This is a genomic window from Pseudoalteromonas sp. SG41-5 (genome assembly GCF_014164495.1).
In the GTDB taxonomy this organism is placed as follows: domain Bacteria; phylum Pseudomonadota; class Gammaproteobacteria; order Enterobacterales; family Alteromonadaceae; genus Pseudoalteromonas; species Pseudoalteromonas rhizosphaerae.
In genome coordinates, this window is the sequence record NZ_JACJFH010000059.1 from 1 (window position 1) to 12392 (window position 12392).

Sequence of the window (12392 nt, forward strand, 5' to 3'; positions counted from 1 at the left end):
GACCTTGTGGTGCATGACTATATCTCTACTTGCTTACAGCGCCTTGCTGAGCAGCCAGATAACCTTGAGCCACTGCTACCTTGGAACATTAAGCAAAGCTAGGTGTCGTTAGCTATACGCTTACGGCTGATAGATATAACGATACTTGTCCTAGTGGCTATGAAGCCAACCTTCAAAGGGACTTGAATATTCTATATGAGAACCTTAGCTTTTTTACGCAGCTAGATGATCAGCAAAAGATTTTAAACCTTTTAAAAGTTCAAAAAGAAAACTCTAAACTGTATAGTAAGTAAACATAACACATATGAGCCTTAACTCTGTCAATAGGCAATAGTGTTCTTTTTGACCGTTTTATAAATTGACGGTCAATTAAAAATCAACTCTAATTCAATAAGCAAATTCGTTTACTTCGTATGTCGATGTGGCTGTTAAGCAAGTAGCTTACGGCAAACACATCTAGGGTGCGTTACGCAGTAATCTCTTATTGCGATCTTATCGCAGCCAGGTTTTTCCCATATCCTTTTGGACTTTCTGGGGCACTACGACTAAATAGATTTAGAAGGTAGAACGAAGCAGGATGCCAGAGCCGAGACATTCATCGGTTAACCTAATCATGGCAAGTAGCCTAGGCCTGTTTTGAATAAAATAAGATGTAACAATCTCAAAAATAGCCAATCTGTAAAGATAAAAACTCCGTAACAACGGAGTTTTTGCTATTTGAATATTTTAAAACATCAGTCTAGTAAATCGAGGACCTCAAGTCGTTCTTTTGCTAGGGCATACCGTGTGTGCACGTCATCAATTTGCTGTTGGGTTAACTTCTTGCCAAAGGTGCGAAGCCCACCTGTTAGATCATTATGATGAATGCCAAAAGCAAACTTAAGGTATTCTAAAAGTAACGGCTGTGCATCAAGATAGGATATAGAGTTCATCGCTTGAGAGATTTTGTTTGCCTCGGCCCATTCTCCGTTATTTACATACTCTTGCATTGTAATACTCGCTTTTGGGAATATGCAGCCCACACCTGTAATGCCGCCACATGCGCCTGCGAGTCCTGCATGTACAGTAACGGTGTCAACACCGGCCAATACTTTTAAATTTTTGTTCTCTAACATCATTGTTTCAATAACTGACACATCGATAGTTGATATTTTAAGCGCAGTTACCTCTGGTAGAGCTGCAAGCCTTGTAAGCAGATCAGTTGAAAGCGCATGGTAGCCCGCTGCGTCAGGGTTGTTATAGGGCATTATTGTTATGCCGGCCTCTTTTGCCGCTGAGGCGCTAAGCGCGTAGTAAGCATACATCTGTTCATCACAAGGTGTTTCTTTGGTTTTTGGTGGCATTACCATAACGGTATCTACGCCGACCGTTGCGAGTTCTTTTACTATTTTGGCTAGTTCTTCTTTGGTTTCTGCCGCTGCGCCACTGATTAAAGGAACGTTGTGTTCTTTAGCAACACTTGAAAGGGCTTTTAGTAAAGAAAGGCGTTGCTCAGCACTTAGGTAGCTGTTTTCACCCAGCGTACCAGAGCCAACAAGTCCACCCATACGAGTACCCCCCTTTCCTTGCACTTTTAAAATATCTGCAGCGTATTTTTTTGTTGTATCAAGGTCTATTTCCAGGGCTCCGGACTCTGACTCTTTTAGCCATGTAAATACGGCCGGCATAACTGTATATCGCCAATCTTTACTGTTCGTTTGCATCATATTTCCTCTTATAAATACATATTGTATACATTATACATTTAGATTGTATCAGCTAAATTGCTTTCGGCAAGGCCGGAATAAAAATAAACTAAACCCTGTATTAATTACTTTGCTCACTTCTGTTACTTTTTAGGTGTTCAGTGTGAGTTTGCAAGCAATTGATTATAAATATTGTTTTTGAATAAGTTTGACATGAACCATCTTGTTTTTTAATTTTACGTAAATTAAATGTATATTACATATTGTATACAATATGTAATGGGTGTATATTTTTTACGTCAAGGTTAGCCTGGCAACAAAAAATCAACAGGATCAAAGGAACATTTCATGTTTACGAATAATAAAAAGCAAACTCGGGGAGTGGGTGTTAAAACCCTACTGGCAACAGCTGTTACAGCTGCATTAATAATGACACCAGCTGCGCAGGCCGTAGATGGTAGTAGTATTGTAAAAGGTCATATTGTTGCACACTCTGGTAATGATTTGATTGGCGCAACAATTACACTTAAACACAAGAGTAAAGGGCTTGTTTACACTATTACGAGTAATGCTGAAGGCGATTACTTATTACGTAATGTACCGGTGGGTATGTACGATGTAACGATTGTAAAAGATGGCTATCAAACACTAATTGAAGAAGATGTAGCAGTGACCATTGGTCAATCAATCATTCTCGATGTACAACTTTATAAAGCTGGTACTGATATAGAGCGTATCGCGGTAACAGGTTCGGCAATTCGTCGTGTAGATATGGCTTCCTCTACCTCCGGTTTAACGTTTAGTGATGCTGAGCTTAAAGCAATGCCGGTTAATACAGGCTTTGAGAGCATTGCTTTACTTGCGCCAGGTACCGCTGCACCTGGTGGCTCTAATTTTAAAGGCGCATCAAGTTTTGGTGGTTCATCGGCTGCTGAAAATGGCTACTATTTTAATGGCTTAAATGTAACGAGTATTCGTACTGGTTTAGGTTCCATTCGCCTTCCTTGGGAAGCTATATCCCAAACTCAAGTTAAAACCGGTGGTGTAAGCCCTGAATTTGGTGGTGCATTAGGCGGCATTGTAAACGCTGTGTCTAAATCGGGCGATAACGACTTTAAATTCGGTGCAGAGGTGCGCTGGGATCCTGATGGCCTTCGTAGTCAACATGATTCAATATTTCAAGATAGTGGGACAATAAACACTAATACACAGCAAAGCAGTTACGACTTTAAAGAAGTACAGCTATGGGCAAGTGGTGCAATTATTGAAGATACCCTGTTCTTTTATGGTTTATTTGCACCACGCAGAGAAGAGTCTAATAGCGCAGGGCAAACCACTTTTTCTGATTTTGAGCGTGATGAAGACCGTTGGTTCACCAAAGTGGATTGGTTTATTAATGAAGATCACTCTATTGGTTTCTCTGCAATGAACAATAAACGTACTTGGACTGATAAAACGTTTGCGTATAGTTGGCAAGATAATGTGGTAGGTGATCAACAAGGTGTCGATGCACCAGGCGAAGATGGCGGCAATGTATACAGTATTAACTACAATGGCTACCTCACAGATACTTTTTCAGTGTCAGCCGTTGTTGGTCGTGTTACTGAAAATGTTGAGAACGTTGTAGCATCACCTAATCCCGGCGTGTGGGATGAACGTGACGGTTTTGTAACTCTAAGCCAGCATACAAATTCCGGTATAACGGAAGAAGAGTATATTCGTGACCAAGCCAGAATTGATTTTAACTGGGACTTGGATATGCATTCAATTCAATTTGGTATTGATTACACCAATGTGAAGGTTGATTATTTTGAAGGCCAAAATGGTATTGGGGATGCACAAGGCTGGTGGACTATAAAAACTGCTGGTGAAAATGATATATCAAGTGCTGCGCTGGGGAGTGACTTTATCGAAAGGCGGGTTCGTAGCCGTGAGGTCGATTCAGATACAACTTCACTGGCGTTTTATATTAATGACTCATGGCAAGCAACTGATAATTTAGTCCTTAATATGGGTTTGCGTTATAGCCAGTTTGAAAATACGGTGACAGATGGCCGAGCATTTGTTGATATTGATAATCAAATAGCGCCACGCTTACAGGCTATTTATGATGTATCGGGTGACGGTAGCGCTAAAATATTTGCCACTTACGGGCGCTATTTTCAGCCAGTATCTGCGAACATGAATATCACTCAAGGCTCTGCATCAATTGAATGGTTTGAGTATTTTGAATTAGATCAATTAGAAGGCAATGGCTCGCCTACTTTATTAGCTGACGGCTCACCTAGCAGAGGTGATATGTTACGAGATAGACGCTGGCGCCAGCGTGGTATTACTGAACCTGGGTTAATTGCCTCGTCTTCTTTAAAACCAATGTACAGCGATGAGTTCACAATAGGGTATCAACAAGAAGTTTTTGATTCTATGTCTGCCGGCGTACGTGCTATTTACCGCGACCTTGGGCGCAGTGTTGAAGACACGGATGTAGGCCCTATACTTGCCAAGAAACTTGCCGAAATGGGGATCACCGATAACGTAGGGCAGGGTTCATATTATGTGCTTAATAATCCTGGTGAAGCGATTCAAATGTCGTATGACTTTGATGGTGATGGAGAAATAGATAACGTTAATTTAAGTGCTGATGAGCTTGCACTTGCCGAAGCACAACGCAAATATTTGGCCCTTGAGTTTACCTTAGATGGCAATGTAACCGATGACTTGCGTATCAATACTTCATATACATGGTCACATAGCTACGGTAATACGGAAGGTTTAGTTAAAACGGATAACGACCAAGCAGATCCTGGTTGGACGACCTCTTACGACTATGGCGATTTGATGGATCATGGCTATGGTAATTTACCAAATGACCACCGCCACGCAATCAAATTTAGTGGCGCGTATAATATTACCGATTCACTGACTGTAGGTTTAGTTGCGCGAACTACATCGGGTCGTCCAAAGAGCTACTTCTCAGTTCACCCTGAAGGTGTTGATAGCTGCGAGAAAGGAAGCCCGTGGGATGCATGTGTGAGTAAATACTATGACCAAGCATCGCACTATGATGAAAATGGTAACCCGGCACCACGCGGAAGCAAAGGTAACTTACCGTGGTTAACTAATGTGGATATGTCACTGACTTATTATACTGACTTTTTTGGCTCTGACATGACCTTAAAAGGCACGGTATATAACTTATTCGATGGAGATAGCGCGGTATCGATAAACGAGGAGCGAGCTCAATATGGCGATAATGGCTTAGAGCTCAACCCAGATTATGGTTTAGTAACTGGCCGCCAAGGTGCTCGATATGTATCGTTAACCGCACGTATAGAATTTTAAGTTCCCTGGTAAGTGGCTGTAAATTGTCGTTTTAGTAAATAGTATCTAACAAGCGAAAACTAAAACTGACAAAATGTTTAAGCACATTCTCATTAAGAGTAACACAGCCTTGATGCTGAGTAGGTAACTGCTCAGCATTTTTTATTAAAGTTATTGCACTAAAAAATATTGAGATATATTGTATACAAAAGTGAAGGAGTTAATTATGACCCAGACTTTATTTTCCCATTGGCAGCAGCCTAATAATGATTGGTTACAAATACATACTTTAGAGATGCACACTGGTGGTGAACCATTGCGTATTATAGTTGATGGCTTTGAGCAACTTACAGGTGATACGATGCTTGAAAAGCGTGCCGATTGTTTAGCGCGTTTTGATTATTTACGAAAAGCATTGATGTTTGAACCTCGTGGTCATGCCGATATGTATGGCGCAGTGATCACTTGTGCTGTGCGCTCAGATAGCCATTTTGGCGTACTTTTTTTACATAATGAAGGTTATAGCACCATGTGCGGGCATGCGATTATTGCACTGGCTACCGCTGCAAAAGATTGCGCACTTGTTGACTTTAAAGATGGCTATAATGAACTAAGAATAGACACTCCAGCTGGGCTTATAAAAGCGTATGTTGAACTTAACAATAATCAGTTACAGCAAGTATATTTTGATAATGTCGCCAGTTTTGTTGATAAATTAGACGTTAAAATAAGCTTGCCGATGTGTGGTTCGGTTAGCTGTGATATAGCGTTTGGCGGTGCATACTACGCATTTGTTGATGCAGATACTCTTAATTTAAGCTTAGCACCTGACAATCATGGACATATAATTAGCCTTGGGAAAGCCATTAAACAGCAAGTGACTAATCAATATCAGCCAACGCACCCAACCGATCAGGCACTGGGTTTTTTATATGGGGTTATTTTTTACTCCAATAGCCAGTTATCACAAATTAACCACTTTAGCCGTCATGTGTGTGTATTTGCCGAAGGTGAACTTGATCGAAGCCCTACAGGCACGGGCGTAAGCGCTCGTGCTGCATTAGCTTTTGCCAAAGGCGAATTAGCGGTAGGACAAAGTGTAAATATTGAGAGCATTTTAGGCTCAGCATTTAATGTAATGGTTAAGCAAACATGTGAGGTTAAAGCACGGTCTGCGATTATTCCTCGTGTTACGGGTACAGCCTTTGTGACGGGTAAACATACCTTTTTAATTGATCCAACAGATCCCCTAAAACAAGGATTTATTTTTCGATGAATAATCATTTTTTAGTACGCCAACAATTACTAAAACAATGTATGGCAGAGCAAAACTTAACGGCGTTATTAGTGTTAGGGCATGAGAATATTCGCTACTTGAGCGGGTTTAGTGGTAATGCCGCGTATGCAATTGTGACGCAAGCTAGCTGCATACTTATTACTGATTATCGTTACTTTGAGCGCGCACAATCTGAGTGCCAAGGGTTTGAAGTGATCAGCCGCGACCGTGATAGCGAAAGTTTAGGCTGTTGTATTAACCGTTTTTTACCTGCTAACAGCCATTTAGGTTTTGATGCGGCATTTATTAATGTGGCATTGTGGCAGCAAATTGCTAGTGATTTGAGTGGTCACACATTAATGCCAATTCAAGGAGTAATTGAACGTCAGCGCATGATCAAAAATGACTGGGAAGTAGCACAAATAAAAGCTGCGGCTGCGATTGCGGATGAAGCACTTGCACACACTATTCCATATTTTAAAGTAGGTGTAAGCGAACGTGATTTAGCCTTAGAGCTAGAGTTTAGAATGCAAAAATTAGGCTCTGAAGGAATGTCGTTTGCAACGATTTTAATGTTCGCAGAGCGTACCTCGCTGCCCCATGGTAGCCCCAGTGATAGAACACTTAAAGAAGGCGACTTTATTACCCTAGACTTTGGCGCTGTTGTTAATGGCTATCGCTCAGACATGACACGTAGTTATGTATTAGGTAAAGCGTCAAGCAAACAAGTTCAAATTTACAATGCAGTTGCGACTGCACAACAAGCTGCTATTAATTTAATTAAGCCAGGAGTTGATTGCATTGATTTACAAAATGCATCACAACAAGTATTGGATGGCTCTGGTTTTGGAAAATGGGCAGGACAAGGGCTTGGCCACGGTTTAGGGCTATTTTTACACGAGCAGCCGTTTATCAATAGCAACGTTAAGCACGTATTAGAAGTGGGCAATGTGATCACCATAGAGCCAGGTATTTATATCTCTGAATATGGAGGGGTGCGTTTAGAGGAGGACATCTTGATCACCAACACGGGTTATGAAATTTTAACTCACGCACCTAAACCATTCGAACTGGAGTTATAAAATGCAAGTTATTGATAAAAAACACATTGATAACGCCCTTGATTTTGACTCGTTAATCACTGCTATGCAGCAAGGTTTTGCCCTCGATTTTACTATGCCAAAGCGTAACGTCTATGAGTTAGATAGCAACAGCGGTAGCCGGGATGCGTTTGCTGTGTTACCTGCATGGAATGAACAAGTGATTGGCGTAAAAGCATTTACTTATTTTCCTAATAATGGCGAGGCGGGCTTTGATTCTTTGTATTCTAAAATAATGTTGTTTTCGCGCGAGCACGGCGAACCGTTGGCACTGGTAGATGGCACGAGTATTACTTTATGGCGTACGGCAAGCGTATCGGCGCTTGCGAGTCGTTATTTATCCCGAGAGAATAGTAATCATTTAGTATTTTTTGGCAGTGGTAACTTAGCCGAGTATATGGTGCGTGCGCATTTGGCTGTTCGTAATTTTAAACGAGTAACGCTGGTGGCGCGTAATCATTTAAAAGTAGTCGCCCTGCAAAGTTGTTTAGAGCAGTTATATCCTGATGTTGAGTTTGTCATTGGGCAAAGTACGCAAGAAGTAATTTACAGTGCTGACGTGATCAGCTGCGCGACCGGCTCTCAAGTGCCATTATTTGATGGCAACTGGTTAAAATCAGGCACGCATGTTGACCTAATCGGTAATCATCAGAGTGACCATCGCGAATGCGACACCGCCACAATTACTCGTAGCCGCGTTTATGTTGATAGTAAAACCAATGTATTAGGAGAAGCAGGTGAATTATTAATACCAATAAGTGAAGGTGTATTTTGCGAGCAAAGCGTATGTGCTGAATTAGCTGATTTAGCGAAGGTAAATACCGTAGCCCGTTTTAACGAAACGGATATAACGGTATTTAAATCAGTTGGTACAGCACTGAGTGACTTGATTGCTGCAAATCAAGTTTATCAATCTCTACAGAACTAATAGATAATTTGTGGTGAGTTTTTAATGTGTGTGCTGTGTGTCTGTTTTAGTTTTATAAGGTAAGTGAAAGATGAATACTGTGCTATTGATATTGGGTGTGTGTTTTATTTTTGCAGGGTTACTGCCTCTTTTTAGGTGGTTAAAGTGTAAAATAAGCAAACATCACTGGCGCGTGTGTGTGATTGATAACATCACTAATGCGGTTAATACTCGTATTGGTGCTCATGAACTATTGCCGTCACAGTCAATGTTAGTTAGCTTTAGATTTAACAATCATTTGTATAGCGTATTGGTCAGTCACGACAACACCCTGCTCACACGATTCAAACAAGGCGAGCCTTGCAGTGTATTGGTTGATAAAAATAACCCGCAAAAGGTTTATAACAACTCACAACTATGGCAAAGCTATGCATTAGTTTGGTTGGTTAGCGGTCTAAGTTTGTGCGTGGGGAGCTATTTTTTAACGTGAGGTAAACGAGCATGCTTGGTATGCAACTCACTTATATTGTTTAGTTTTTAGTTATAAAAAAAGGGGGCCAGCCCCTTGTTAAATAGTATGTTATTTAGGTTGGAAGGTTGAGTAACTATTTATTAGGTTGCGATAATCTGGAATGTGGTTTGAGAATAGAGTCCCCAGTCCTTCCACATCATTGCGCCAGTCTCTATGTAATTCGCAAGCTGCGCCAAACCAGGTCATAAGTTGTGCGCCAGCAGCTGACATGCGATCCCAAGCTGCATCACGAGTCATTACATTAAAGGTGCCTGAAGCATCAGTGATCACGAATACATCAAAACCCTCTGCTAAAGCGGATAAAGCTGGGAATGCAACGCATACTTCAGTTACTACTCCAGCAATAATGATTTGTTTTTTTCCTGTAGCTTTAATAGCGGCAACAAACTCTTCATTATCCCATGCGTTAATTTGTCCAGGCCGAGCAATGTAGGGCGAATCTGGAAACATTTCTTTTAACTCAGGTACTAGCGGGCCGTTGGGGCCTTCTTCAAAGCTGGTGGTTAAGATTGTTGGCATCGCAAAGTATTTTGCACAGTCTGCCAATGCGAGTAAGTTAAAAGACATCCACTACTTTTAAAAATTAAAATGACACCTAACTTCAATACAGTTACAAGAGTTTTTATGTGTCTAATGATATTAAAAAACTCTTCTCAGAATAGTAAATGTTCATTTTTGGGCGAGTATAGCAAATAACTGGCAGCACAAGCTTCAGCCTTGAGCTGATAAAAAGTAAAAAGTTGTTTTATATGGTATTACGCTAATAGTTTTTCGCAATTTTTGCGGTTACTTCGTCGTTTAAAGTGTTGGTGTTCACAATACCGGTCAATTGCATCTGGTTTACCAACTGCACCATGAAAGACTTTAGTAAACCTACTGGTGATTTTTAGCCAGTTTTCAGGGCATATGTTTAGTTGCTCTAGTAGCGGTGGCAAAGAATGATCTATATAACCTGTTTTATCTGTTTTTATGCAGCGCCCTGTTTTATCAACAAGGTTTAGGTAAGAGTTCAGTTCAAAAGGCAAACCATTTACAGTGTGTTTTGTTGTTAAACCTGCAAAGCGAAATAAGGACCTAGGTTGTTTGGCATTTTGTGCTGCTGCAATACGTTTTTTAATACTTGTATAATTTGAGTTTTCAGGTGATGAAGCGGTTCCAGCACGGATTGGGTTTAGATCGACATAGGCCATACAAGCCACTAGTGCTGACTCATCAAGTAAAGCTTGAGATTTAAAGCGTCCCTCCCAAAATCTACCTTTACAATTATCTTCTTTATTAGCTTTGCGAGCAATGTACTCATTAAGTGATCGCATAAACCAGCTAATGTTCATTAGCCTTGAACGATATTCTCCAATGCTAGACTTTACTAATTGCAGTTCGACAGAAGAGAGTACCTCATTTTTCACAAAGCGTTGAGTTAATAAAGTACCTTTAAATGCTTTGTGCCAGCGTAAAGCAATGGCTTTATCATTTAGGCGGTTAGCTTTATTATTATCTACATGAAGGATGATATGTGTATGATTACTCATCACAGCATAGGCGCATACATCAATACAAAATATTGAAGCGAGCATTATAATTTTATCTTCAACCCATTCTCTGCGGTGCTCATACGATTGGCCCGTATGCTTGTCTATGCCACATAAATAAGCTTTTCTTACGCAACGAGATATACAGTGATAGTAGCGAGTATCACTTAGGCTAATTTGTCTTTTTCGAGCGATTGCCATAAAACCTCCAATGTTGTGTTTCTATAAAAATACTAGTCACTTTATATAGGACTGCAACTTTATGATGGGTTTGAATTGGAATCAGTTGTTGAATTTAGATTTAAGTGGGTGTCATGTAAGTTTTTTATCATTATGCGACTTGTAATGAGGTGTAATGTTTTATTTCATGTCGACGTTTACGCTTATAGGGCTGTTAATCCTAGCAGCATAAACGTCACAGGAACTCGACAATGATTACTTCAAAACTTTTATTTGTGGTTTTACTTGGTACGGCATCGATTGCGCATGCTGGTACGCAGTACACAACACAACCTGCAAGCAATATTACGACAACAACGGCGCAGTTAAATGGTTATTCGGCATCTACTATTGGCTTAAGTGGTGAAATAATTGATTATGGTGAAACCACAAACTATGGCTTTAGTGTTTTAGTCACACCCGCAGGAGTTAATGGCCCTGTGAGTGCGCAAGTAGCTAATTTAGAGTGTGGAACGCAGTATCATTTTCGGTTTCATGGTGATCCAAAACCGCCCAGATCAACACTGCAAGGTGAAGATCTCACTTTTACCACGCTACCATGTAACCCCACTATATTAAACAATATCTCCCTAGAAACAGGTGGCCAATATTACGTTGTGGCTGAGAATAATGGGGGGGATACAGTGAATGCAAATCGTCTTGCAATTGGTCCATGGGAGCAATTTAATTTAATAGATATTAATGGCGGTGATTTGCTAAGTGGTGATGAAATACATATCCAAACAACATCAGGATACTATTTTGTGGCAGAGCAAGGTGGTGGGGCTGCACTTAATGCAAACCGAACTGCGGCATCAATATGGGAAACGTTCACTATAGAATTACCAAATAACCCTGGTGCATTAATTCAAAATGGTGACAACATCGCGCTTAAATCGATTAATGGTTATTACGTACAAGCGGTCAATAATGGTGGTTTTGGAACCAATGTTCTGCCTACAGTTATAGGTTGTAATGCAATGTATCCTTGCTCATTAGAAATGTTTAAAATAATATTTTAAGTGTGGGTCGCAATTACCAAAACAGTCTATTGTAAGGTAGTTGCGACTTTCAATATAATACGTTGCACTTGCTGCTGAGGTTTACTCCATAGCGCAGTGTTAACAACCATATCAAAGTATGATATTTAATTATTCAAAGTATATATGACACTCTTAACAATCATTTTCAAAGCTCAGCTGCTCTATTTAACGAGGTTTTTTAGCATAGGGTAGACGCGTTATAGCGTGTGTTTTGTGATAACTATCTAAGCCGCTAATGGTGACGGTGTTGATTGACTCTAAATCGATAAAACCATCCTCTAAAATTGCTGAGTCTTCAACATGTAAGTCTATAATCTCACCGATTACTAACTCAGTGCCATTTACGGCAAGGTGTTGATGTTCAACAAATTTAACTGCATACTTTAAACGGCTTTGAGCAACAAACGGAGCCGAAAAATTAGCCAGATACTCGGTTGTAAGGCCTGTAGCATCAAATTCAGATTCATTTTTATCGTAACGGGCAGAAGTCTGGTGAGCTTGTTCCACAATCTCGCTATTCACTTGGTTAATAGTGTAAACACCGGTTGCTAAAATATTCTCGAAAGTATGACGAGGTACACTATGTGGGCGCATAATCATACCTACAAGCGGTGGATGCGCGCCAAGGTGAATAACCGAACTTACAATTGCTAAGTTGGTGTTGCCTGCACTATCTTGAGTACCAATTAAGTTGGCACTTTTAAAACCAGATAGTGAGTTTATTAAATGCGTACGGTAGTGTTTATCTAACTGACTAATGGCGTCTGTTGTAAAGTGCAT

Annotated in this window: 9 protein-coding genes and 1 pseudogene; 6 read left to right on the forward strand and 4 right to left on the reverse strand. The window is 40.4% G+C overall.

Going from position 1 to position 12392, the window contains the following annotated elements; all coding sequences use genetic code 11:
- Positions 1–734 precede the first annotated feature (734 nt).
- The gene (locus H5232_RS14985; RefSeq protein WP_145234584.1) at positions 735–1703 is read right to left on the reverse strand and encodes a dihydrodipicolinate synthase family protein; all 969 of its coding nucleotides are present in this window, start codon (positions 1701–1703) and stop codon (positions 735–737) included.
- Between the two features lie 330 nt (positions 1704–2033).
- Here H5232_RS14985 and H5232_RS14990 point away from each other — a divergent pair, with 330 nt between their 5' ends.
- From H5232_RS14990 to H5232_RS15010, 5 genes are all read left to right on the forward strand, one after another.
- A complete protein-coding gene (locus H5232_RS14990; RefSeq protein ID WP_182831133.1) occupies positions 2034–5027 on the forward strand; it encodes a TonB-dependent receptor domain-containing protein in 2994 nt (997 codons plus the stop codon).
- Between the two features lie 205 nt (positions 5028–5232).
- A complete protein-coding gene (locus H5232_RS14995) occupies positions 5233–6282 on the forward strand; it encodes a proline racemase family protein (protein WP_145234449.1) in 1050 nt (349 codons plus the stop codon).
- Positions 6279–7364 (forward strand): Xaa-Pro peptidase family protein, encoded by a 1086-nt coding sequence (locus H5232_RS15000; protein ID WP_182783542.1) that lies wholly within the window; start codon positions 6279–6281, stop codon positions 7362–7364. Before H5232_RS14995 ends, H5232_RS15000 begins: the two co-directional genes overlap by 4 nt.
- 1 nt (position 7365) lies before the next feature.
- Positions 7366–8310 carry an ornithine cyclodeaminase family protein gene (locus H5232_RS15005; RefSeq protein WP_182717610.1) on the forward strand — a complete coding sequence of 315 codons (945 nt, stop codon included), beginning with the start codon at positions 7366–7368 and terminating at the stop codon, positions 8308–8310.
- Between the two features lie 178 nt (positions 8311–8488).
- Positions 8489–8779, forward strand: coding sequence for a hypothetical protein (locus H5232_RS15010; protein WP_259399412.1), 291 nt, complete (start codon positions 8489–8491; stop codon positions 8777–8779).
- Positions 8780–8869: 90 nt separating this feature from the next.
- Here H5232_RS15010 and ycaC read toward each other — a convergent pair.
- A pseudogene (gene ycaC / locus H5232_RS15015) lies at positions 8870–9379 on the reverse strand (isochorismate family cysteine hydrolase YcaC); the annotation flags it as partial.
- Between the two features lie 197 nt (positions 9380–9576).
- Entirely contained in the window at positions 9577–10551 is a 975-nt protein-coding gene (locus tag H5232_RS15020; protein WP_182831134.1) for a transposase, read from the reverse strand.
- Between the two features lie 230 nt (positions 10552–10781).
- On the opposite strand from H5232_RS15020, the gene H5232_RS15025 reads away from it, so the two are divergent.
- A complete protein-coding gene (locus H5232_RS15025; RefSeq protein WP_182783540.1) occupies positions 10782–11591 on the forward strand; it encodes a peptidase S8 in 810 nt (269 codons plus the stop codon).
- 186 nt (positions 11592–11777) lie between these two features.
- Here the strand turns inward: H5232_RS15025 and H5232_RS15030 are convergent, their stop codons facing one another.
- Positions 11778–12392 carry a flavin reductase family protein gene (locus H5232_RS15030; RefSeq protein ID WP_145234432.1) on the reverse strand — a complete coding sequence of 205 codons (615 nt, stop codon included), beginning with the start codon at positions 12390–12392 and terminating at the stop codon, positions 11778–11780.

What these genes read in the sequence shown, in the direction of transcription:
- H5232_RS15025 (WP_182783540.1), top strand. Translation starts at nt 10,782, where the DNA reads ATGATTACTTCAAAACTTTTATTTGTGGTTTTACTTGGTACGGCATCG.
- H5232_RS14995 (WP_145234449.1), top strand. Translation starts at nt 5,233, where the DNA reads ATGACCCAGACTTTATTTTCCCATTGGCAGCAGCCTAATAATGATTGG.
- H5232_RS14985 (WP_145234584.1), bottom strand. Translation starts at nt 1,703, where the DNA reads ATGCAAACGAACAGTAAAGATTGGCGATATACAGTTATGCCGGCCGTA.
- H5232_RS15005 (WP_182717610.1), top strand. Translation starts at nt 7,366, where the DNA reads ATGCAAGTTATTGATAAAAAACACATTGATAACGCCCTTGATTTTGAC.
- H5232_RS15000 (WP_182783542.1), top strand. Translation starts at nt 6,279, where the DNA reads ATGAATAATCATTTTTTAGTACGCCAACAATTACTAAAACAATGTATG.
- H5232_RS15030 (WP_145234432.1), bottom strand. Translation starts at nt 12,392, where the DNA reads ATGCACTTTACAACAGACGCCATTAGTCAGTTAGATAAACACTACCGT.
- H5232_RS15020 (WP_182831134.1), bottom strand. Translation starts at nt 10,551, where the DNA reads ATGGCAATCGCTCGAAAAAGACAAATTAGCCTAAGTGATACTCGCTAC.
- H5232_RS14990 (WP_182831133.1), top strand. Translation starts at nt 2,034, where the DNA reads ATGTTTACGAATAATAAAAAGCAAACTCGGGGAGTGGGTGTTAAAACC.